Raw genomic sequence first — 20390 nt, 5'->3', positions numbered from 1 at the left:
CGCAAAAGTCACGCACATGAAAAAGCCGAACTCGCGAAAGTTGGGCTAAGTCATTGAAAAATATGGTCGGGACGGAGTGATTCGAACACTCGACCCCTAGCACCCCATGCTAGTGCGCTACCGGACTGCGCTACGCCCCGACTAGGCGTGTTACTTGTTCCTCATCTCGAGGAACGCTCAAGAATATATCGCAAGCTTTTGAAAACTGGAAGTATTTAAAAGCAGAAATTTATTTCTTGAGGACAACCAGGACGTCTTCGAGCTCGGCAATCATCTGCCGGATCATCTGTTTGTACTGGGTGGTGTCATCTTTGGCTTCATCGCCGGACAGGCGCAGGCGTGCGCCGCCGATGGTGAAACCCTGATCGTATAGCAGCGCCCGGATCTGCCGGATCATCAGCACGTCCTGGCGCTGATAATACCGGCGGTTTCCGCGGCGTTTGACGGGGTTGAGCTGAGGAAACTCCTGCTCCCAGTAGCGCAGCACGTGTGGTTTTACCGCACACAGCTCGCTGACTTCACCAATGGTGAAGTAGCGTTTGCCCGGGATAACCGGTAACTCGTCGTTATGACTTGGTTCCAGCATAAGCCTCAACTCGGGCCTTCAACTTCTGCCCTGGACGAAAGGTGACCACACGGCGAGCCGTGATCGGGATTTCTTCCCCCGTTTTCGGGTTGCGGCCAGGCCGCTGGCGTTTGTCCCGAAGGTCGAAATTGCCGAAACCGGACAATTTGACCTGCTCGTTGTCTTCAAGAGCGTGCCTGATTTCCTCGAAAAACAGTTCGACCAATTCCTTGGCTTCCCGCTTGTTCAGGCCCAGCTCTTCATACAGACGTTCCGCCATCTCAGCTTTCGTCAAAGCCCCCATACGTCACTTCCTTAACGTGGCGTCCAACCTTTGTTCGAGCGAGGTGAGGATGTTTTGCGTCGTGGAATTCACCTCATCGTCATTAAGAGTGCGCGATGGATGCTGCCAGGTCAAGCCAACTGCAAGGCTTTTTCTATCAGGATCAATGCCTTTACCCTGATACACGTCAAATAGCCTGAGGTCTGTCAGCCATTCGCCTGCATTTTCACGGATTACGTCCAGTACTGCCGCGGCGGCAACATCTTTGTGTGCAATCAATGCAAGGTCACGACGCACTTCAGGAAAGCGCGACAACTCGTGGAATTTAGGCATTTTACCCGAGGCCACTTCCGCCAGGACCAGTTCGAAAACGAAGACTGGACGGTCCAGACCCAGGGTTTTCGACAGTTCCGGGTGGATGGCGCCGACGAAACCGACCAGACGACCTTCACGCTCGATGCGCGCAGTCTGACCCGGGTGCAACGCAGGGTGTTTGCCCGGCACGAAACTGAAGGCATCCAGCGCCCCGGCAAAGCCCAGCACCGCTTCCACGTCAGCCTTGACGTCGAAGAAGTCGACCGTGTCGCGACCTTGTGCCCAGCCTTCCGGCAGACGGCTGCCGCACACGACACCGGCCAGCATCGGCTCTTGTTTCAGGCCTTCCAGCTGGCCGACGAAACGCAGGCCGCTTTCGAACAGGCGGACGCGATCCTGCTGACGGTTCAGGTTGTGCTGAAGCGCCTTGACCAGGCCTGGCCACAGGGACGAACGCATGGCAGCCATGTCGTTCGAAATCGGGTTAGCCAGCAACAGCGGCTCGACACCTGGATTGAACAGCTCGAACTGTTTTGGATCGATGAAACTGTAGGTGATCGCTTCCTGGTAACCACGGGCGACCAGCAGTCGACGCAGTTCAGGCAGTTCGCTACGGGCTTCAGCCTTGGCTTGCGGCGCGAGGCGCGCTTGCGGGTAACGAACCGGCAGGCGGTTGTAGCCATACAGGCGAGCCAGTTCTTCGATCAGGTCGACCTCCAGGCTGATATCGAAGCGATGGCTTGGCACTTCCACGCGCCACTGCCCTGCCCCATCGGCAGAAACGGTCAGGCCCAAAGCGTTGAGCAGGCGCTCAACTTCGGCCGAATCCATTTCCATGCCCAGCATCTGGGTGATGCGCTGGGCACGCAGGGTGACCGGGGCAATCTTCGGCAGGTGTTGTTCGCTGACGGTCTCGATGACCGGGCCGGCTTCACCACCGGTGATTTCCAGCAGCAGGCCTGTGGCGCGCTCCATGGCTTCACGGGCCAGCTGCCAGTCCACGCCACGCTCGTAGCGGTGTGAGGCATCGGTGTGCAGGCCATAGGAACGGGCCTTGCCAGCGACAGCGATCTGATCGAAGAACGCGCTTTCGAGGAAGATGTCGCGGGTGGTCGCGGTGTTGACACCGCTGTGTTCGCCACCCATGACGCCGGCGATTGCCAGGGCGCGGGTGTGGTCGGCGATCACCAGCGTATCGCTACGCAAGCTGACTTCCTGACCGTCGAGCAGTACCAGCTTTTCACCTTCTTCGGCCATGCGCACACGGATGCCACCATTGATTTCGGCGAGATCGAAGGCATGCAGCGGTTGACCCAGTTCCAGCATCACGTAGTTGGTGATGTCGACGGCCGCGTCGATGCTGCGCACGTCGCCACGACGCAGACGCTCAACCATCCACAGCGGCGTTGGCTTGGTCAGGTCGACGTTGCGAATCACACGGCCCAGGTAACGCGGGCAGGCCGCCGGCGCCAGGACTTCGATCGAACGCACTTCGTCGTGCACCGCAGGTACGGCAGGCACCACCGGACGGGTGACTTCAGCGGCGTACAGCGCACCGACTTCACGGGCCAGGCCGGCCAGGGACAGGCAGTCACCACGGTTCGGGGTCAGGTCGACCTCGATGCTGGCATCGTCCAGTTTCAGGTATTCACGAATGTCCTGACCGACCGGCGCATCGGCCGGCAATTCCATCAGGCCGTCGTTGCCTTCGCCCACTTGCAGCTCGGCTTGCGAGCACAGCATGCCGTTGGACTCGACGCCCCGCAGCTTGGCTTTCTTGATCTTGAAGTCGCCCGGCAGCTCGGCACCGATGGTGGCGAACGGGATCTTCAGGCCGGGGCGCACGTTTGGCGCACCGCAAACCACCTGGAAAGTCTCCGAGCCATTGCTGACCTGGCAAACGCGCAGCTTGTCGGCGTCCGGGTGCTGTTCGGTGCTCAGCACCTCGCCCACGATGACGCCACTGAATTCACCGGCGGCCGGCGTAACGCTATCGACCTCAAGACCGGCCATCGACAGACGGGCAACCAGCTCGTCGCGACTTACCTGCGGGCTTACCCAGCCACGCAGCCATTGTTCACTGAATTTCATCCTGCTCTCCTAAGAATTCGTTACGACTAGCGAAATTGCGCGAGGAACCGCAAGTCGTTGTCGAAGAACAGACGCAAGTCGTTCACGCCGTAACGCAGCATGGCCAGACGCTCGACGCCCATGCCGAAGGCGAAGCCCGAAAACTCTTCCGGATCGATCCCGGACATGCGCAGCACGTTCGGGTGAACCATGCCGCAGCCCATCACTTCCAGCCAGCCAGTTTGCTTGCAGACGCGGCAGCCTTTACCGCTGCACATCACGCATTCCATGTCGACTTCGGCCGATGGCTCGGTGAACGGGAAGTAGGAAGGACGGAAACGCACGGCCAGTTCCTTTTCGAAGAACACCCGCAGGAATTCTTCGATGGTGCCCTTGAGGTCCGCGAAATTGATGTCGCGATCGACCAGCAGGCCTTCGACCTGGTGGAACATCGGCGAGTGGGTGATATCCGAGTCGCTACGGTACACACGGCCCGGGCAGACGATGCGGATCGGCGGCTGTTTCGACTCCATGGTGCGGACCTGTACCGGCGAGGTATGGGTGCGCAGCAACATGTTGGCGTTGAAATAGAAGGTGTCATGCATCGACCGGGCCGGGTGATGGCCTGGGATGTTGAGCGCTTCGAAGTTGTGGTAGTCGTCTTCGACCTCAGGGCCTTCGGCAATGCCGTAGCCAATGTGGGTGAAGAACTGTTCGATTCGTTCCAGAGTGCGAGTAACCGGATGCAGACCACCCGAGGTCTGGCCACGGCCAGGCAGGGTCACGTCAATGGACTCGGCAGACAGTTTGGCGGCCAGGTCGGCCTCTTCAAACAGTGCCTTGCGGGCATTGAGAACCTCTGTGACACGCTCCTTGGCAACGTTGATCAGGGCGCCGACTTGCGGACGCTCTTCTGCCGGCAAATTCCCCAGGGTCTTCATCACCTGAGTCAATTCGCCCTTCTTGCCAAGGTAGTGAACCCGGATTTGCTCCAGGGCATTGATATCTTCAGCGCTTTGCACAGCCTCTAGTGCTTGAGAGACGAGCGCATCCAGGTTTTCCATGTACAGACTCCAGATACAAAATAGGGGAAGAGCTTGAAGGCTCTTCCCCTATTTATGACGTTTAACACCTGGCCCCACAGAGGTGAGGCCGGGTGACTGTCGGGGGTACTTAAGCCAAGGTGGCTTTAGCTTTCTCGACAATCGCAGCAAACGCCGCTTTTTCGTTCACTGCCAGATCAGCCAGAACCTTACGGTCGATCTCGATGGACGCTTTTTTCAGGCCGGCGATGAAACGGCTGTAGGACAGACCGTTGATACGAGCACCAGCGTTGATACGAGCGATCCACAGAGCGCGGAACTGACGTTTTTTCTGACGACGGTCACGGTAGGCGTATTGGCCTGCCTTGATTACCGCTTGCTTGGCAACACGGAATACGCGCGAGCGAGCGCCGTAGTAGCCTTTAGCAAGTTTCAGAATTTTTTTGTGACGTTTACGGGCAATGACGCCACGCTTTACACGAGCCATGAGTTACTTCCTCTATTCTTGACTAAAATTAACGAAGGCGCAGCATGCGCTCGACTTTTGCCACGTCAGACGGATGCAGCAAGCTGCTACCGCGCAGTTGACGCTTACGCTTGGTCGACATTTTGGTCAGGATGTGGCTCTTGAAAGCGTGCTTGTGCTTGATACCGTTAGCAGTTTTCAGAAACCGCTTAGCAGCACCACTTTTGGTCTTCATTTTTGGCATGTTCGGATACTCCGCATTCAGTTGATAAACATAATCAGAAGGCCTGCCGTGCCCTGTTGATTACTTCTTCTTTTTCGGGGCGATGACCATGATCAGCTGGCGTCCTTCCATCTTAGGATGCTGTTCGACCGAACCGTACTCGAGCAAGTCACCTTCAACTCGCTTGAGGAGTTCCATCCCCAGCTCCTGGTGGGCCATCTCACGGCCGCGGAATCGCAAGGATACCTTGGCCCTGTCCCCGTCACTCAGGAAACGTACCAGGTTGCGCAGTTTTACCTGGTAATCCCCTTCCTCCGTCCCTGGACGAAACTTGATTTCTTTAACCTGAATCTGCTTCTGGTTTTTCTTGGCCGCAGCAATCTGCTTCTTCTTCTCGAAGATCGATTTGCCGTAGTCCATCAGTTTGCAAACAGGTGGTACTGCATCGGCGGAAATCTCCACCAGATCCAGCTTGGCCTCTTCAGCCTTAAGAAGCGCGTCTTCAATTGACACAATCCCGAGCTGTTCACCTTCAGCCCCAATTAACCGAACCTCGCGTGCCGAGATATTCTCGTTGATCGGGGCTTTCGGTGCAGTTCGTTTATCTTGTCTCATTTCACGCTTAATAATAATTACTCCGAATCTTGGCGACCACGCCGGGAAACCGCTTGCGCGAGGAACTCAGCGAACTGGGCGACGGGCATCGAGCCCAGGTCAGCACCTTCACGAGTACGCACAGCGACAGTCTGCATCTCGACTTCCCGATCTCCGATAACCAAGAGATAAGGAACCTTGAGCAAGGTATGCTCGCGGATTTTAAAGCCGATCTTTTCATTTCTCAAGTCAGACTTGGCACGAAACCCGCTTTCGTTGAGAGTTTTTTCCACTTCGGCGGCAAAATCCGCCTGCTTGTCAGTGATATTCATGATCACTGCCTGGGTCGGAGCCAGCCACGCAGGGAATGCACCCTCGTAGTGCTCGATCAGGATTCCGACGAAACGTTCGAAGGAGCCCAGGATCGCCCGGTGCAACATCACCGGATGCTTGCGGCTGTTGTCTTCGGAGACGAATTCGGCACCCAGACGGACAGGCAGGTTAAAATCGAGCTGCAGGGTACCACACTGCCAGACACGGCCAAGGCAATCTTTCAGCGAGAATTCAATCTTCGGACCGTAGAACGCCCCCTCACCCGGCTGCAGATCGTACGGCAGGCCAGCACTATCAAGGGCTGCAGCCAATGCGGCTTCAGCGCGATCCCACAGCTCGTCGGAACCCACGCGTTTTTCCGGACGAGTGGACAGCTTCATCTCGACATCTTTAAAGCCGAAATCGGCGTAGACGTCCATGGTCAGCTTGATGAATGCCGCGGATTCGGCCTGCATCTGCTCTTCGGTGCAGAAGATGTGGGCGTCGTCCTGAGTGAACGCGCGCACGCGCATGATGCCGTGCAGCGCACCCGACGGCTCGTTACGGTGGCAGGCACCGAACTCGGCCAAACGCATCGGCAGCTCGCGGTAGCTTTTCAGGCCCTGGTTGAACACCTGCACGTGGCAAGGGCAGTTCATTGGCTTGATGGCGTAGTCGCGGTTTTCCGACTGGGTGGTAAACATGTTGTCGGCGTAGTTGGCCCAGTGCCCGGATTTCTCCCACAGGCTGCGGTCAACGACTTGCGGCGTCTTGATCTCAAGGTAACCGTTGTCGCGCTGAACCTTGCGCATGTACTGCTCGAGCACCTGGTACAGGGTCCAGCCGTTCGGGTGCCAGAACACCATGCCCGGCGATTCTTCCTGGGTATGGAACAGGCCCAGGCGCTTGCCGATCTTGCGGTGATCGCGCTTTTCGGCTTCTTCGATGCGCTGGATATAAGCCGCCAGCTGCTTCTTGTCAGCCCAAGCGGTGCCGTAGACGCGCTGCAACTGCTCGTTCTTGGCATCGCCACGCCAGTAGGCGCCGGACAACTTGGTCAGCTTGAAGGATTTCAGGAAGCGGGTGTTCGGCACGTGCGGACCGCGGCACATGTCGACGTATTCTTCGTGATAGTACAGGCCCATGGCCTGTTCGTTCGGCATGTCCTCGACCAGGCGCAGCTTGTAGTCTTCGCCGCGAGCCTTGAACACTTCGATCACTTCGGCGCGCGGAGTGACTTTCTTGATCACGTCGTAATCTTTTTCGATCAGCTGCTGCATGCGCTGCTCGATGGCGGCCAGGTCGTCCGGGGTGAAGGGACGTTCGAAGGCGATGTCGTAGTAGAAGCCTTCGTCAATGACCGGCCCGATGACCATCTTGGCCGTCGGGTACAGCTGCTTGACCGCATGACCGACCAGGTGGGCGCAAGAGTGGCGAATGATCTCCAGCCCCTCTTCATCCTTTGGCGTAATGATTTGCAGCGTGGCGTCGCTGCTGATGGTGTCGCTGGCGTCGACCAGCTTGCCATCGACCTTGCCCGCTACGGTGGCCTTGGCCAGGCCGGCACCGATGGATGCGGCGACCTCGGCTACGGAAACCGGGTGATCGAATGAACGTTGACTGCCGTCGGGAAGAGTAATAGTTGGCATGGCGCCTCCTCTCCTAGTGGTGACCCCTACCAAAGGTCACGTGGGTTGGGATGAGCCAGTACAAGATCCGATCCAGGCCATTCAATGACGAACGCCTGCCTTACAGCGGCAGGAGCCTTGCGGCCAACCGGAAAATCGAACCAGAGTGACTGGGATTCAAATCAGGGTTAATCGGGCATCTGCCGCGGCCGGGACTGAAGGTCGACCGGCGCCTGCGAACGCCCGAGCCAGGCATGCTAGCACAGATGAACGGTCGTGGCGGTGAAGAGGTTTTCTGGCGGGGCAAATCCGCTGTTTTATGCCAGAGTGCTGAACTTGAACCGCGCTTTACCCCTCAGATAACAAGACATTGACCCACAAGGAGCATCCCAGCATGCGTCTGAATCGTTTGTTCGCCGTCATCGCCCCCGTCGTTCTAATGCTGCCCCTGGCCGCCCATGCAGAATGGCCCAAGGGCGAACGGGAGAAATACATGGCGCAGTGCGTGCCTGCGGCCGCGGAGAAGATCGGCACGCCAGCGGCGAAATCCCACTGCGCCTGTGGCGCCGATGCGATCAAGTCGTACCCGGCCAGCGATATCCAGGCCTTGATGAACAACACTGCCAGTGACGAATTGAAGAAAGCGGCCCTGGGCAAGATTGCAGCCTGCAAGGCCACCAGCAAAGAGGCTAAATGACCCCTCACCCGTGCTTTCGGGCCATGATTTGCCGGTAAAAAGCCGCTCAATCTGGCCCTTTCGTACAATTTATTCAGGTTTTACAGCTTTTTTTATAGCCTTTACTTTGCGCTGAAAGCCTTTAAATACGGGGCTTTCAGCCACATCAGCCAACAAAGAATGTGCGACTGTAGGGCAAACAACCGCTGTGGGGGGCTCCCAAAGCGAACATTTCGACTATGATACTCGGGTGTGCCCAGTTGGCCTGAGCAGCACAGTACTACTGAAAATATATGTTTCTTGGAGATACACCATGTCTAATCGCCAAACCGGCACCGTTAAATGGTTCAACGATGAAAAAGGCTTCGGCTTCATCACTCCTCAAGGTGGCGGTGACGACCTGTTCGTACACTTCAAAGCTATCGAAAGCGACGGTTTCAAAAGCCTGAAAGAAGGCCAGACTGTTTCCTTCGTGGCTGAGAAAGGCCAAAAGGGTATGCAAGCTGCTCAAGTTCGCCCAGAGTAATTTCCAGGCGCACTAAAAAAACCCCGTCCATGTGACGGGGTTTTTTATGGGCGATTCAAAAGCCTGACGATCAGCCGCAGTTGACGCGGGTGACCACCCGATTGGCATCGGTGTTGAGGTTCAGGCGATCGGAGCGGTACTCCAGCGTGACCATGTCGTTAGGCTGCAGGAACCGTGCGTTCTGTGCGCCTGCACGGGTGCGCGCCTGCTCCAGCAGTTGCGGCGATGCCTGTTTGCCGATGGCGAATTCGGCCGCTTTGGCCTCGCAACGACTATGACCTGACTCCGTGGTAGTGGCTGGGTCAGTCGGCTCGGTGGTGGCCGTGCTGCAACCAGCCAGCATGGCAGCAGCCAGCACAGTACCCAATGACGCGAGCTTCCAAGGCATGACGCCTCCTTATTTATTTCGATGATTTAGCTGAATTCTTGCGACCGCCAATCTGGCGTTTGGTTTCAAGGGGAGCCCAGGCACCCTGCCCTTCACAACGGACAAACGGCAAGTTTGCCTGAGCTGCGCCCTGCCCTTCATCTTTCAATCGTGACTGGATATGAACAGCCTTCAGTACACGTCGATGTAGTCAAACGCCGGTTTTGGCCAGTTCTGCTTCAACGCGTTGTAGATCTGCATGACCCAGACTTCGTCACTGGCCGCCACCCGCCCGACATAACCGGAGCCTTTGGCCCAGGTTTCCAGGCGAAACAGCAGGCCGTCGATATCGCTGCCACCCACGACCCCCGATGAAATATAGGCGATACCGCCCTTGGTCACCCGCAGTTGGGTGTGTTCATCGTCGCTGGCGGCTGCCAACATTTGCCGTACCGCTTCAAGGGTCAAGCCGTCAGGCGTGTTCAAATCGATCTGCACAGCGCAGTCCTTGTAATGCCGTTTAAGACCAAGTGTCGCATAGCCCTGCGCCCATGCCTAAGTCGCAGTGCCAAAAGCGCCATAAAATGATTAACTCGACACTCACAATTACCCTGACTCCCGAGCCCAACCATGCACACCGTCAGTATCGAAGCCGACATCAGGATCAAGTGGCCAGAGGGCCACATCTCTTACAGCCCTGGCAGCCCGGAAGAGCTGGCCATCATCGGCATAGACCTGTTGGTCAAGGACCTGGGCACCGAAGCAGCACGGTCCTTCATCGACCAGATCTTCGAAAAACACTCGAACAACCACGGCACCGGGCATTCGCAGCGCGAGTAACCCCCCCAAGACTCAAGACTTATTTCAGACGCGCCAGGCGCTCGGTCAATAGATCGAAGAAGCCCTGGGCGTCTGCGCTTTCCACCCAGAAAGCGTTTTTCGGCGCCTGGAGGCTGTCATACCAGTCGACGATGGTCTGGCCGAACGTTGGGCCTTCGCGGCTGTCGACCACCAGGTTGACCGAGCGGCCACTGAACAAATCCGGCTTGAGCAAATAGGCGATGACCGTGGCGTCATGCACCGGGCCACCAGGGATGCCATACCGGGCCATATCGCCGCCGATGCACTCCTTCAGGATATCGCCCACCAGCTTGCCGGCCTTGTTGTTCAACGCCGCAATGCGCTCCAGGCGCGCATCACTGGTGAGGATCTTGTGGGTCACGTCCAGCGGCAGGTAGACCAGCTTCACGCCACTCTTGAGCACCACCTCGGCAGCGTGCGGATCGGCGAATAGGTTGAATTCCGCCACCGGCGTAATGTTGCCGCCGTTGAAGTGCGCGCCGCCCATGATCACCACTTCCTTGATACCCCGAACGATGGCCGGCTCGCGCATCAGCGCCAGGGCCAGGTTGGTCTGCGGGCCCAGCATGGCGATGGTCATGCTGTGGGGCCTGGCGGCCAACAAGGTGTCGATCAGGAAATCGATGGCACTGCCCTCGGCCAGGCCTTGCTTGGGCTCATACACCGCGACGCCCGGCAAACCTTCCTCGCCATGGACGTGCTCGGCATAGATCGGCGTGCGCATCAGCGGCTTCGGCGCTCCGGCGTACACCGGCACCTCTTCGCACCCGGCCCACTCAAGGGCAAGCCGTGCATTGCGCGAGGTTTTGTCCAGGCGCACGTTGCCGGCGACGGTGGTCAATGCACGGACGCTCAATTCTTGCGGCGATGCCAGGGCAAACAGCAAGGCAATCACGTCGTCGGCACCGGGATCGGTGTCGATGATCAGGTCGATCGGTTGTGGCGACTGGGCGCCGGCGGTGTTGATCAAAACGTCACTCCGGCAACCAGAATGATATTGCAGTAAGGCTGGCACTCGCCGGTGCGCACGATCGCCCGCGCCTGTCGACTGAGGACCTTGAACTGCTCATGACTGAGCAGTTCGCGCCGCCCCAGCGCACCTTCGGCATCCAGCGCGTTCAGGGCCGCCAGTGCCGGTGGTTGCCTGACGAGGATCTCCTGTGCCAGCACATGGCTTTCGACCTGCATCTCGCTGAGCACGACTTTCAAGGTGCTGACGAAATCCGGTATGCCCTGGGTCAGGGCCAGGTCGATCAGCTCGACACCGGGCGGCACCGGCAGTCCCGCATCGCCGATCACCACCGTGTCGCCATGCCCCAGGGAGGCAATCAGCCGCGACAGCGCGACATTGAGCAAAGGGGTCTTTTTCATGGTGCTTTAAACGCCTGCACATCAGCCAAGGTGGGAATCGAGGGTTGCGCGCCAGCCCGGGTGACCGACAACGCGGCGGCGAGCTGCCCGAAACGGATCGCCTGGGCTTCGCTCTGGCCGGCTACAAGCGCTGCGGCGAAGCCGCCAACAAAGGTATCGCCCGCCGCTGTGGTGTCGAGCGCCTTCACGCTCGGCGCCGGAAAATGTTCGAAACCTTTGCCATCGGCAAACAACGAGCCTTGGGCGCCAAGGGTGATGATGACCTTGCCGGCGCCCATCTCGATCAGGCGAGTGGCCGCGATCTGCGCCGATGGCAAAGAGTCCACTGGTAAACCGCTGAGCGCCGCCGCTTCACTCTCGTTGGGGATCAGGTAGTCGATGGACGCATACCAATCCGCCGGCAACGGTTGACTGGCCGGCGCAGGGTTGAGGATCACGATCTTGCCCAGCTCACGGGCACGCTTGAGCGCATGGCCGACCGTGGCATCGGGCATTTCCAGCTGACAGATGATCACGTCCGCCTCCTGCAGCACCGCGTCAAAACAGCCGAGCACCGCTGGCGTCAGTGCGCCGTTGGCCCCGGCGACAATCACGATGGCGTTCTGGCTGTTGTCGTCGACCACGATCAACGCCACGCCACTGGTACCGTCCACGACACTGACAGCCCGGCAATCGATGCCCTCGTCCAGCAACGCCTGGCGTAACACCTGGCCATAGGCATCGCTGCCCACGCAGCCGACCATCGACACCTGAGCACCGAGGCGCGCAGCCGCCACCGCCTGGTTCGCCCCCTTGCCGCCACACACCGTCGAAAACGACTGGCCGATCAGTGTTTCTCCACCACGGGGCAAGCGTGGCGCCCGGGTCACCAGGTCCATGTTCAAGCTGCCGACTACCACTACTTTTGCTGACATTGCGTTGCTACTCATCAAGACGGTTTCAGCGCTGCTTTGGATTCAGCGGTGCCTTTGGTTTAACGGTGCTTTTGGTTTAGCGGAATTGGGCAAACACCCCGGCCAATGGCGCGGTCGATTCGCGCATGACGATGCTGGGGGTGACGATCCGTTGTTCGGTCGCCAGTGAGGGCGTGGCGATCCGGCGCAGCAACACCCCGGCCGCCATTTCGCCCAACTGCAGGATCGATTGCCCCACGGTGGTCAATGCCGGATAGACATAACGACTGATCTGGATGTCGTCGAAGCCGATCACCGAAAGGTCCGTGGGCACGCGGATATTGCGTTCGGCGGCGGCACGCAGTACGCCGATGCCGATCATGTCGTTGGCAGCGAAAATCGCGCTGGGCGGATTCTGCTCCAGCAGCGTCGCGGCGGCGCTGTAACCGCCGGTGCTGGTGAAATCGCTTTCGAGCATGCGCTCGGTTGCAACACTGATGCCGGCCTCTGCAAGGGCCCGGCAAAACCCGGCCAGGCGCATCTGCGCCACGCTGGTGATGGCCGGGCCGCTGATGGTGGCGATATCCCGATGGCCCAACTCCAGCAAATGCCTTGTCGCCAGGTAGGCGCCGTACTCGTGGTCGATGCGCACCAGGTCCGCATCGACGCCGTCAAGCCCGCGGTCAACGATCACCATCGGCGTGCGCACGTTCGCCAGGCCCTGGGCCAGCCCGATATCGCCACCGGCCGAGGCGACGATCAGCCCGTCGATGCGTTTCTCCAGCAATACCCGCAGGTAGCTGCGCTGCTTGTCCGGGTTGTCGTCGGAATTGCACAGGATCACGCAGTAACCATTGCGCTCACAGTAATCCTCGATACCCCGCGCCAACTCGGCGAAGTACGGGTTGAGGCTGTTGGGCACCAGCAGGCCGATGGTTGCCGTTGTCTTGGCCTTGAGAGACCGGGCCACGGCACTCGGCACGTAGTCGAGGGTCTTGATCGCCGCCTCGACCTTGACCCGTACTTCTTCACTGACCGGACGGGTCTTGTTCACCACGTGGGAAACCGTGGTGTAGGAAATACCCGCCAGTGCTGCTACATCCTTGATCGTTGCCATGACTCAGGTCCGCCGGCTTGCGCGCTGACTGCGATAAGTATCCAGCACCACCGCCACCACAATCACAGCGCCAGTGATGATGCGCTTGGTCGGCTCGGTGGCGCCGATCTGCGCCAGACCGGCCGCCAATACGGAAATGATCAGGACGCCGAAGAAGGTGCTGATGACCGAACCGCGCCCACCCATCAGACTGGTGCCGCCGATCACCACGGCAGCGATCACTTGCAGCTCCAGTCCGGAGCCGGCATTGGGGTCCGCCGCTTCCAGGCGCGAAATCTGGAACAACGCGGCGATACCGGCCAGCAGCCCCATCAGGCTGAACACCAGGATCTTGTAGGGTTTCGGATTGATCCCCGCCAGGCGCACCGCTTCCTCGTTGGTGCCGATGCCGATCAGGTAACGGCCGAACACGGTACGGGTCAACACGGCCTGGGCGATGAAAATGATCAGCAAGGCAATGATGAACGACGGCGAAATGCCGAAGGCGATCGGGTTGGACAGCCAGGCAAAGGCATCACCGATGTAGGCCGTGCGCGAGCCGGTCATCTGGTAGGCCAGGCCACGAGCCATTTCCAGCACCCCCAGGGACACGATGAACGACGGAATCCGCCAGGCCACGGTGATCGAACCGGTGACGGTCCCCGCCAGCGCGGCAGCCACCATGCCGAGCAATGCCGCGGGCAGTACGCTCCAGCCCCAGCCGAGAATCGCCACGCTGACCGTCGACGCGGCGAGCGCCAGCACCGAACCCACTGACAGATCGATGCCGCCGATGATCAGCACGAAGGTCATGCCGACCGCCAGGACCATCAAGTCCGGAATCTGGTTGGCCAAGGTGCTGAAGGTGTTATAGGAAAGGAAATGGCTGCTCAGGGTCGAGAACAGCACGATCATGGCCAGCAAGGCACCGGCCAGCCCCAGGTAAGTGCCCAGCCCGTAGAAATTGCCACTGCGTTGGCCGGCCGAAGTTGCGGTTTTCATTGAAGATCCCTAGGCGCCGCTTCGTTAAGCAGCGCATCACGTTTCTGGTAGCCGGCGAACGCGGCGGCAAGCAAATCATCCTGGGTCCAGCTGTCGCGCTCGAAGGTGTCGATCAGACGCCCCGCCGAGAGCACGCCGATGCGGTCGCAGATCAACATCAATTCGCGCAGGTCGCTGGACACCACCACCAACGCCTTGCCCTGGCGCGTCAGTTCGCCGAGCAGCGCGTAGATGTCGAACTTGGCGCCGACATCGATGCCCCGGGTCGGCTCGTCGAACAGCAGCACCGAGCAATCACGCTCCAGCCAGCGACCGATCACCACTTTCTGCTGGTTGCCACCGGACAGCTCGGACACCAACTGCGCCGGCCCGGAACTGCGGATGCGCATGGCGTCGATCTGACGCTGGGCCAGCGCCGCCTCATCGCCTGGGTTGACCAGGCCGCCGCTGGAAATACCGGGCATGTTGCCCAGCGCAATGTTCGCGCTGATCGATTGCGTGAGCAGCAGGCCCTCGCCCTTGCGGTCCTCGGTGATCAGGGCGATGCCATACCCGACTGCGTCCACCGGAGAGCGGATATTCACCACCTGCGCCGGTGAACCCAGGGCCACCGTGCCGCTGTCCGCGGTGTCCGCGCCGTAGATCAACCGCAGCAACTCGGTGCGCCCTGCCCCGATCAATCCAGAAATGCCGAAGATCTCCCCGGCCCGCACTTCGAAGGACACATCCCGCACCTTGTCGGCGCGGGTCAGCCCCTTGACCGTCAATGCCGCAGCGCCAATGTCGCGCGGCCCCATGTCGAGGTGCTCGCCCAGCTCGCGCCCGACCATCAGCGTGACCAGTTGCTCACTGTTGTAGTTGGCCATCGGCTCGACGCACACCAGATTGCCGTCACGCAGGACCGCAATGCGCTGGGCCACCCGAGCCAGTTCTTCGAGGCGGTGGGAGATGTAGATGATCGACACGCCACGGGCCTGCAGCCGCGTGATCTGCTCGAACAGCATTTCGACTTCACGGTTGGTCAGCATCGCGGTCGGCTCATCGAGGATCAGCACATGGCAATCACCGATGAGGTTGCGTGCGATCTCGACCATCTGCTGATGACCGATGCCCAGTTCGCCCACCAGCATGTCCGGGTCGATCGCGTCGAGCCCGACCTGAGCCATGGCCTCGATCGCAGCCCGGCGCAGTTGTTTGCGGTTGATCCAGCCAACGGTGCTGGGCAGCTTGTGCAGGAACAGGTTTTCCGCCACCGACAGGGTCGGCAACAGGTTGAGCTCCTGCATGACCATGCGGATGCCCAGGTCTTCGGCCTGGGTGCGGCTTCCCGGTCGGTAATCCTGCCCCTGAAACTGCATCTGCCCGGTGGTCGGCGTGACCAGTCCGCCGATGATCTTCGACAGGGTGCTTTTGCCCGCGCCGTTCTCGCCGGTCAGTGCCAGCACCTCGCCGCGCATGAGCGTGAGGTCGATGCCGGCCAGGACCGGCTGGGCGTAAGTCTTGCCAATGCCGCTGACCGACAGGACAGCGTGCGTCGCGCTAACAGACATAAAACTCTCCATGCGCTCGCCGGGAAGGGCGAGCGTCATTGTGTCGCCGCAAAATCACTGTGTAACCAGCTCTACCGGAGTTTCGATCACGCCGTTGGTGCCGCTGTCGACTGTCTCGCCCTTGATGATCTTCAACGCGGTCTCGATGCCGAATACCGCCTGCTTGGCGGCAAACTGATCGGCGGTGGCCAGGACACGGCCATCCTTGAGCATCGGCTTGATGGCATTGATGTTGTCGTAACCGACCACCTGGACCTGGCCAGCCTTGCCCGCGGCACGCACGGCCGACACCACGCCTACGGCCATGCTGTCGTTGCCGGCCAGCAAGGCCTTGATGTTCGGGTACTCGCTGAGCATCGAGGAGGCAACCTGGTTGCCCTTGTTGATTTCCCAGTCGCCCGATTGCACGGACACGACCTTGATCTGCGCCGCCTCCATCGCATCCTTGAAACCTGCGGTGCGGGCCTGGGCATTGGTGGTGGTGGACACCCCTTCGATGATGCCGACCTCATCTCCGGCCTTGAGTTTCTTGGCCAGATATTCACCCACCAGCCGCGCGCCCTTGCGGTTGTCGGGCCCCACGAACGGCACGCTGATGTCCTTGCTCTTGACCACGGCCGGGTCCAGCTGATTGTCGATGTTGATCACGGTGATGCCGGCGTCGACGGCTTTCTTGATCACCGGCACCATGGCCTTGGAATCAGCCGGCGCAATTACCAGCGCATCGACTTTGGAAACGATCATCTGCTCGACGATGCGGATCTGGTTGGCAGTGTCCGTTTCGTCCTTGATGCCGTTGGAGATGAGCTCGAACTCGGCAGAGTGTTCTTTCTGGTAGGCCTTGGCACCGTCTTCCATGGTCAGGAAGAATTCGTTGGCCAGGGACTTCATTACCAGCGCGACTTTAGGTTTTTCGGGCGTCTGGGCGAACGCCGAAGAAACAGGCAGCGCGGCGGTTGCGCCAGCCAGTAGTGCGACAGCAAGAAGACGTCCAGCGAATGGCAGCTTCATGAATTCACTCCGATCTTATGATTATTGTGAGCAACGTCGAGGCGGCATCTAGAGGTGTCGCAAACGTTTGCGAATCTGGACTATGCGAATACAGCCCAAATTTGTCAACGACCGTAGTACCTCGAGACATCGACCTGCCACCCGCTTTCTTTAACGCCGACGTTTAACTTGCGCTCGTAATACTTTCGGAAAGCCGAATGAAGAATGACTGAATAGTCGGAAAGCCGGACAAAAAAGCCGGGGAACCATTCAACCTGTCGTTTAAATAGCTAAACAAATCAGGGTGTTAAACGATTTTTTATGATTCCAGTTGTAACTGGTACGCGTCGTGCTTTTCTCCAGCACCCCAACGGTTCAGATCCGTTTGGGGCGCATCTAGATGAACCTGCATCGGCACCGTCACCCCTAGAGAGAAAAATAATGACATCTGCTTTGAAAAACCTTCTTCCGGGCACCTTGGCCCTCCTGCTGCTCCTGCCTGCCGCCCTCCAGGCAAAAGAAGCCGAAACCCAACAGAAGCTGGCGAACGTCGTGGTCCTGGCCACCGGCGGCACCATCGCCGGTGCTGGCGCCAGCGCCGCCAACAGCGCCACCTATCAGGCGGCGAAAGTCGGCATTGAACAATTGATCGCTGCGGTTCCGCAGCTCAGCGAGCTGGCCAATGTTCGCGGCGAACAAGTCATGCAGATCGCCTCCGAAAGCATCACCAACGACAACCTGCTGCAACTGGGCCGTCGCGTCGCCGAACTGGCGGACAGCAAGGACGTTGATGGCATCGTGATCACCCACGGCACTGACACTTTGGAAGAAACCGCTTATTTCCTCAATCTGGTGGAGAAAACCGACAAGCCGATCATTGTCGTGGGCTCCATGCGCCCGGGCACCGCAATGTCCGCCGACGGCATGTTGAACCTGTACAACGCCGTCGCCGTGGCCAGCAGCAAGGATGCGCGCGGCAAAGGCGTGCTGGTGACCATGAACGATGAAATCCAGTCGGGTCGCGATGTCAGCAAGATGATCAACATCAAGACCGAGGCGTTCAAAAGCGCCTGGGGCCCGCTCGGGATGGTGGTCGAAGGAAAATCCTACTGGTTCCGCCTGCCGGCCAAGCGCCACACCATGGACTCGGAATTCGACATCAAGACCATCCAGAGCCTGCCTGACGTCGAAATCGCCTACTCCTACGGTAACGTTAGCGACACCGCCTACAAGGCACTGGCGCAGTCGGGTGCCAAAGCCATCATCCATGCCGGTACCGGCAATGGCTCGGTCTCTTCCCGGGTCGTTCCTTCGTTGCAGGCCCTGCGCAAGGACGGGGTGCAGATCATCCGCTCTTCCCACGTCAATGCCGGTGGTTTTGTCCTGCGTAACGCCGAACAGCCTGACGACAAATACGATTGGGTGGTGGCGCATGACCTGAACCCGCAGAAAGCCCGCATCCTGGCGATGGTCGCGCTGACCAAGACCAATGACAGCAAAGAGCTGCAACGGATGTTCTGGGAATATTGATTCGCCCCTCGCCCGACCGACTCCGGTCGGGCACCGCACGGGCCACTCGCCATCCGGTGACTGGCCCGCCGCACTTGCCTGACAAAAATACTCTCGTCCCCCTACACCAATCGGTAAAAACCACTGTCAGAGGATTCTCTTGAATTTTAAGCAGTTGCGAAAATGCCTACAGTTAAATACTGTATGCACGTACAGCTTAATAAGGATAATCCTGTGGACACTACCTCTTCCTCACCAGACACCTATGTACGCATGGGCCTGCGCGTTCAGAAAATCATCAACGGTCCTACCGCTCAAAAAGCCAGGGCCGCTTTGATCTTCCGCCTTCCAGACGAGCCCGTGGACGAATGGGAACGCCTGCTCGAAGAAATTGACGAGAACGACAACGTCACCCTCGCCTATCGCGACGACGGTGGTGTGCAGATTTTCTGGGTAGTGCCGAAGGAAGATTGAGTCAATGAGTGCCCGTTGTTTTGCTTTGCTGTTCCTGTTATTCGCCACCGCTGCCCAGGCTGATGCGCCACGCACTTTCAGCGAAGCCAAGAAAGTCGCCTGGAAGCTGTACGCGCCGCAATCCACCGAGTTTTATTGCGGTTGCAAATACACCGGCAACAAGGTGAACCTCGCCGCGTGCGGGTATGTGCCGCGCAAAAACGCCAAGCGCGCCGCGCGCATCGAGTGGGAGCACATTGTCCCGGCGTGGCAGATCGGCCATCAGCGTCAGTGCTGGCAGGAGGGTGGGCGAAAAAACTGTACGCGATACGACCCGACCTACCAGAAGGCCGAGGCCGACTTGCACAACCTGGTGCCCAGCATCGGAGAGGTCAATGGGGACCGCAGCAATTTCAGCTTCGGCTGGCTGCCGGAGCAATCGGGTCAATACGGCTCGTGCCTGACCCAGGTCGACTTCAAGGCGAAAAAAGTCATGCCCCGCCCTTCCATCCGCGGCATGATCGCCCGAACCTACTTCTACATGAGCAAGCAATATGGCTTGCGTCTGTCGAAACAAGACCAGCAGCTGTACCAGGCCTGGGACAAGACCTACCCGGTACAAGCCTGGGAGCGCCAACGCAACCAGAGCGTGGCGTGCGTCATGGGGCGCGGCAACGAGTTTGTCGGCCCGGTCGACATGAAAGCTTGCGGTTAAACGCCAACTGAACAAACAAAGGCCCGGGGCTGAACACCCCGGGCCTTTGATTTTCAGCCACCCGCTTGAGTCTTTACTGCGCCAACGGGCGCTCCAGCACCAGTACTTCAATGTTCTGCTTCTTGGCCTTGATCAGCGCGGCGTTTACCTGCGCCTGCTTGGCCTCGGCTTCTTCCTTGGTGCTGTAAGGCCCCATGAGGATCCGGGTCTTGCCATTTTCCCTGATCACATTGGACATGAAGCTGTGCTCGATCAGCCAGCCGCTCAGATCGCTGACGGCCTGGGGTGTTTCTCCCCGCACTTCGAGATCCCACTGTGGGCCCGATACCTGTGCCGACGTTGCCGCCGCTGCAGGCTGCGGCTTTTGCGTTTCCTCGCGCTTGCCCTCACCGCATCCCGCCAGCGCCAATACCGCGATAACCAAGACCATTTTGCGCACAGCGTTTCCCTCTGAATGCTTAAAGCGGGGGATCTTAGCATTCATGAATACTTCGCGAGTGCCGCAAAATGGGCTCAAAACAACGAGAATCATGCTGGCGGCCTCTGTATAGTTACGCCTTGGGAATTAATGCTGCATCTGCGCGTCAGAAAGAGGCACCCAAACCGTGAGACTTCGCACTAATCTATACATAACACCGACCTCTGCACTGTCCGAATCAGGTGCCCCACAAAGCAATCAAGGAGAAGACCATGCTGATACTCACCCGCAAAGTCGGTGAAAGCATAAACATTGGTGATGACATTACGATCACCATTCTGGGCGTAAGCGGCCAGCAAGTCCGGATTGGCATCAACGCCCCCAAAGACGTCGCAGTGCATCGCGAAGAGATTTACCAGCGCATTCAGGCCGGCCTGACCGCCCCGGAAAAGCCACAGACCTGA

The 20390-nt window shown here is 59.1% G+C and carries 25 protein-coding genes and 1 tRNA gene; 7 read left to right on the top strand and 19 right to left on the bottom strand.

Translation table 11 applies throughout. The annotated features are described in order from the left end of the window. Positions 1-63 precede the first annotated feature (63 nt). From NQL71_RS23450 to thrS, 9 genes are all read right to left on the bottom strand, one after another. A tRNA-Pro gene (locus tag NQL71_RS23450) sits at positions 64-140 on the bottom strand. A gap of 89 nt (positions 141-229) precedes the next feature. Continuing rightward, on the bottom strand, positions 230-586 hold the full coding sequence (locus NQL71_RS23445) for a MerR family transcriptional regulator (protein ID WP_003179985.1): 357 nt from the start codon (positions 584-586) through the stop codon (positions 230-232). Further along, positions 567-869 (bottom strand): integration host factor subunit alpha, encoded by a 303-nt coding sequence (gene ihfA / locus NQL71_RS23440; RefSeq protein WP_002553164.1) that lies wholly within the window; start codon positions 867-869, stop codon positions 567-569. The genes NQL71_RS23445 and ihfA overlap by 20 nt, the downstream gene beginning before the upstream one ends. A 3-nt stretch (positions 870-872) precedes the next feature. After that, positions 873-3254: a phenylalanine--tRNA ligase subunit beta gene (gene pheT, locus NQL71_RS23435; RefSeq protein ID WP_077182740.1), complete on the bottom strand. Its 2382-nt coding sequence runs from the start codon at positions 3252-3254 to the stop codon at positions 873-875. A gap of 26 nt (positions 3255-3280) precedes the next feature. Next, entirely contained in the window at positions 3281-4297 is a 1017-nt protein-coding gene (pheS, locus tag NQL71_RS23430; protein ID WP_007905876.1) for a phenylalanine--tRNA ligase subunit alpha, read from the bottom strand. A gap of 109 nt (positions 4298-4406) precedes the next feature. Further along, the gene (gene rplT / locus NQL71_RS23425) at positions 4407-4763 is read right to left on the bottom strand and encodes a 50S ribosomal protein L20 (protein WP_007905879.1); all 357 of its coding nucleotides are present in this window, start codon (positions 4761-4763) and stop codon (positions 4407-4409) included. A gap of 28 nt (positions 4764-4791) precedes the next feature. Beyond that, a complete protein-coding gene (rpmI, locus tag NQL71_RS23420) occupies positions 4792-4986 on the bottom strand; it encodes a 50S ribosomal protein L35 (RefSeq protein ID WP_002553160.1) in 195 nt (64 codons plus the stop codon). Between the two features lie 60 nt (positions 4987-5046). Beyond that, complete coding sequence (infC, locus tag NQL71_RS23415) at positions 5047-5598, bottom strand: translation initiation factor IF-3 (RefSeq protein ID WP_172435703.1); 552 nt, start codon at positions 5596-5598, stop codon at positions 5047-5049. Further along, on the bottom strand, positions 5598-7520 hold the full coding sequence (thrS, locus tag NQL71_RS23410) for a threonine--tRNA ligase (protein WP_046815517.1): 1923 nt from the start codon (positions 7518-7520) through the stop codon (positions 5598-5600). Before thrS ends, infC begins: the two co-directional genes overlap by 1 nt. Before the next feature lie 373 nt (positions 7521-7893). On the opposite strand from thrS, the gene NQL71_RS23405 reads away from it, so the two are divergent. Then, positions 7894-8196: a hypothetical protein gene (locus NQL71_RS23405; RefSeq protein WP_046815518.1), complete on the top strand. Its 303-nt coding sequence runs from the start codon at positions 7894-7896 to the stop codon at positions 8194-8196. Positions 8197-8488: 292 nt separating this feature from the next. Further along, positions 8489-8701: a cold-shock protein gene (locus NQL71_RS23400; RefSeq protein ID WP_003179963.1), complete on the top strand. Its 213-nt coding sequence runs from the start codon at positions 8489-8491 to the stop codon at positions 8699-8701. A 70-nt stretch (positions 8702-8771) separates the two neighbouring features. On the opposite strand, the gene NQL71_RS23395 is transcribed toward NQL71_RS23400, so the two are convergent. Together NQL71_RS23395 and NQL71_RS23390 are read right to left on the bottom strand one after the other, a co-directional pair. Further along, positions 8772-9089 carry an I78 family peptidase inhibitor gene (locus NQL71_RS23395; protein ID WP_046815519.1) on the bottom strand — a complete coding sequence of 106 codons (318 nt, stop codon included), beginning with the start codon at positions 9087-9089 and terminating at the stop codon, positions 8772-8774. A 171-nt stretch (positions 9090-9260) separates the two neighbouring features. Then, a complete protein-coding gene (locus tag NQL71_RS23390; protein ID WP_046815520.1) occupies positions 9261-9566 on the bottom strand; it encodes a hypothetical protein in 306 nt (101 codons plus the stop codon). Positions 9567-9698: 132 nt separating this feature from the next. Between NQL71_RS23390 and NQL71_RS23385 the strand changes: the two genes are divergently transcribed. Next, positions 9699-9908 (top strand): hypothetical protein, encoded by a 210-nt coding sequence (locus tag NQL71_RS23385; protein ID WP_046815521.1) that lies wholly within the window; start codon positions 9699-9701, stop codon positions 9906-9908. A gap of 19 nt (positions 9909-9927) precedes the next feature. On the opposite strand, the gene NQL71_RS23380 is transcribed toward NQL71_RS23385, so the two are convergent. The 7 genes from NQL71_RS23380 to NQL71_RS23350 all read right to left on the bottom strand — a co-directional run bounded on the left by NQL71_RS23380 (position 9928) and on the right by NQL71_RS23350 (position 16852). Further along, a complete protein-coding gene (locus NQL71_RS23380) occupies positions 9928-10899 on the bottom strand; it encodes a nucleoside hydrolase (protein WP_178134351.1) in 972 nt (323 codons plus the stop codon). Beyond that, on the bottom strand, positions 10896-11300 hold the full coding sequence (gene rbsD / locus NQL71_RS23375) for a D-ribose pyranase (protein ID WP_077183128.1): 405 nt from the start codon (positions 11298-11300) through the stop codon (positions 10896-10898). The genes NQL71_RS23380 and rbsD overlap by 4 nt, the downstream gene beginning before the upstream one ends. Continuing rightward, positions 11297-12214 (bottom strand): ribokinase, encoded by a 918-nt coding sequence (gene rbsK / locus NQL71_RS23370; protein ID WP_046815523.1) that lies wholly within the window; start codon positions 12212-12214, stop codon positions 11297-11299. The genes rbsD and rbsK overlap by 4 nt, the downstream gene beginning before the upstream one ends. Before the next feature lie 76 nt (positions 12215-12290). Continuing rightward, positions 12291-13310 carry a LacI family DNA-binding transcriptional regulator gene (locus tag NQL71_RS23365; RefSeq protein ID WP_248687554.1) on the bottom strand — a complete coding sequence of 340 codons (1020 nt, stop codon included), beginning with the start codon at positions 13308-13310 and terminating at the stop codon, positions 12291-12293. A gap of 3 nt (positions 13311-13313) precedes the next feature. Continuing rightward, entirely contained in the window at positions 13314-14291 is a 978-nt protein-coding gene (locus tag NQL71_RS23360) for an ABC transporter permease (protein WP_046815525.1), read from the bottom strand. Next, the gene (locus NQL71_RS23355; RefSeq protein ID WP_274643366.1) at positions 14288-15841 is read right to left on the bottom strand and encodes a sugar ABC transporter ATP-binding protein; all 1554 of its coding nucleotides are present in this window, start codon (positions 15839-15841) and stop codon (positions 14288-14290) included. Before NQL71_RS23355 ends, NQL71_RS23360 begins: the two co-directional genes overlap by 4 nt. A gap of 54 nt (positions 15842-15895) precedes the next feature. Then, positions 15896-16852, bottom strand: a complete 957-nt coding sequence (locus NQL71_RS23350; protein ID WP_274643365.1) for a sugar ABC transporter substrate-binding protein — start codon at positions 16850-16852, stop codon at positions 15896-15898. Positions 16853-17272: 420 nt separating this feature from the next. Here NQL71_RS23350 and NQL71_RS23345 point away from each other — a divergent pair, with 420 nt between their 5' ends. The 3 genes from NQL71_RS23345 (at position 17273) to NQL71_RS23335 (ending at position 19508) form a co-directional block, all read left to right on the top strand. After that, positions 17273-18361, top strand: a complete 1089-nt coding sequence (locus NQL71_RS23345; protein ID WP_077182733.1) for an asparaginase — start codon at positions 17273-17275, stop codon at positions 18359-18361. 162 nt (positions 18362-18523) lie between these two features. After that, positions 18524-18814: a DUF1654 domain-containing protein gene (locus NQL71_RS23340; RefSeq protein WP_046815529.1), complete on the top strand. Its 291-nt coding sequence runs from the start codon at positions 18524-18526 to the stop codon at positions 18812-18814. 4 nt (positions 18815-18818) lie between these two features. Continuing rightward, on the top strand, positions 18819-19508 hold the full coding sequence (locus NQL71_RS23335; RefSeq protein WP_046815530.1) for an endonuclease: 690 nt from the start codon (positions 18819-18821) through the stop codon (positions 19506-19508). Between the two features lie 73 nt (positions 19509-19581). Here NQL71_RS23335 and NQL71_RS23330 read toward each other — a convergent pair whose 3' ends face one another. After that, the gene (locus NQL71_RS23330; protein WP_046815531.1) at positions 19582-19947 is read right to left on the bottom strand and encodes an SPOR domain-containing protein; all 366 of its coding nucleotides are present in this window, start codon (positions 19945-19947) and stop codon (positions 19582-19584) included. Between the two features lie 251 nt (positions 19948-20198). Here NQL71_RS23330 and csrA point away from each other — a divergent pair, with 251 nt between their 5' ends. Next, positions 20199-20390: a carbon storage regulator CsrA gene (csrA, locus tag NQL71_RS23325; protein ID WP_008057174.1), complete on the top strand. Its 192-nt coding sequence runs from the start codon at positions 20199-20201 to the stop codon at positions 20388-20390.

Origin of the sequence: Pseudomonas serbica (genome assembly GCF_028823535.1) — a bacterium.
Taxonomy (GTDB): Bacteria; Pseudomonadota; Gammaproteobacteria; order Pseudomonadales; family Pseudomonadaceae; genus Aquipseudomonas; species Aquipseudomonas serbica.
This window is presented reverse-complemented; position numbering and strand designations above follow the sequence as displayed.

Excerpts from the sequence above, each read along its gene's own strand:
- rplT (WP_007905879.1), bottom strand. The coding sequence starts at position 4,763 with ATGGCTCGTGTAAAGCGTGGCGTCATTGCCCGTAAACGTCACAAAAAA.
- rbsD (WP_077183128.1), bottom strand. The coding sequence starts at position 11,300 with ATGAAAAAGACCCCTTTGCTCAATGTCGCGCTGTCGCGGCTGATTGCC.
- NQL71_RS23355 (WP_274643366.1), bottom strand. The coding sequence starts at position 15,841 with ATGTCTGTTAGCGCGACGCACGCTGTCCTGTCGGTCAGCGGCATTGGC.
- rpmI (WP_002553160.1), bottom strand. The coding sequence starts at position 4,986 with ATGCCAAAAATGAAGACCAAAAGTGGTGCTGCTAAGCGGTTTCTGAAA.
- NQL71_RS23335 (WP_046815530.1), top strand. The coding sequence starts at position 18,819 with ATGAGTGCCCGTTGTTTTGCTTTGCTGTTCCTGTTATTCGCCACCGCT.
- NQL71_RS23340 (WP_046815529.1), top strand. The coding sequence starts at position 18,524 with ATGCCTACAGTTAAATACTGTATGCACGTACAGCTTAATAAGGATAAT.
- thrS (WP_046815517.1), bottom strand. The coding sequence starts at position 7,520 with ATGCCAACTATTACTCTTCCCGACGGCAGTCAACGTTCATTCGATCAC.
- NQL71_RS23360 (WP_046815525.1), bottom strand. The coding sequence starts at position 14,291 with ATGAAAACCGCAACTTCGGCCGGCCAACGCAGTGGCAATTTCTACGGG.
- pheS (WP_007905876.1), bottom strand. The coding sequence starts at position 4,297 with ATGGAAAACCTGGATGCGCTCGTCTCTCAAGCACTAGAGGCTGTGCAA.
- rbsK (WP_046815523.1), bottom strand. The coding sequence starts at position 12,214 with ATGTCAGCAAAAGTAGTGGTAGTCGGCAGCTTGAACATGGACCTGGTG.
- NQL71_RS23385 (WP_046815521.1), top strand. The coding sequence starts at position 9,699 with ATGCACACCGTCAGTATCGAAGCCGACATCAGGATCAAGTGGCCAGAG.
- NQL71_RS23365 (WP_248687554.1), bottom strand. The coding sequence starts at position 13,310 with ATGGCAACGATCAAGGATGTAGCAGCACTGGCGGGTATTTCCTACACC.
- pheT (WP_077182740.1), bottom strand. The coding sequence starts at position 3,254 with ATGAAATTCAGTGAACAATGGCTGCGTGGCTGGGTAAGCCCGCAGGTA.
- csrA (WP_008057174.1), top strand. The coding sequence starts at position 20,199 with ATGCTGATACTCACCCGCAAAGTCGGTGAAAGCATAAACATTGGTGAT.
- ihfA (WP_002553164.1), bottom strand. The coding sequence starts at position 869 with ATGGGGGCTTTGACGAAAGCTGAGATGGCGGAACGTCTGTATGAAGAG.
- NQL71_RS23395 (WP_046815519.1), bottom strand. The coding sequence starts at position 9,089 with ATGCCTTGGAAGCTCGCGTCATTGGGTACTGTGCTGGCTGCTGCCATG.
- NQL71_RS23405 (WP_046815518.1), top strand. The coding sequence starts at position 7,894 with ATGCGTCTGAATCGTTTGTTCGCCGTCATCGCCCCCGTCGTTCTAATG.
- NQL71_RS23345 (WP_077182733.1), top strand. The coding sequence starts at position 17,273 with ATGACATCTGCTTTGAAAAACCTTCTTCCGGGCACCTTGGCCCTCCTG.
- NQL71_RS23400 (WP_003179963.1), top strand. The coding sequence starts at position 8,489 with ATGTCTAATCGCCAAACCGGCACCGTTAAATGGTTCAACGATGAAAAA.
- NQL71_RS23350 (WP_274643365.1), bottom strand. The coding sequence starts at position 16,852 with ATGAAGCTGCCATTCGCTGGACGTCTTCTTGCTGTCGCACTACTGGCT.
- NQL71_RS23445 (WP_003179985.1), bottom strand. The coding sequence starts at position 586 with ATGCTGGAACCAAGTCATAACGACGAGTTACCGGTTATCCCGGGCAAA.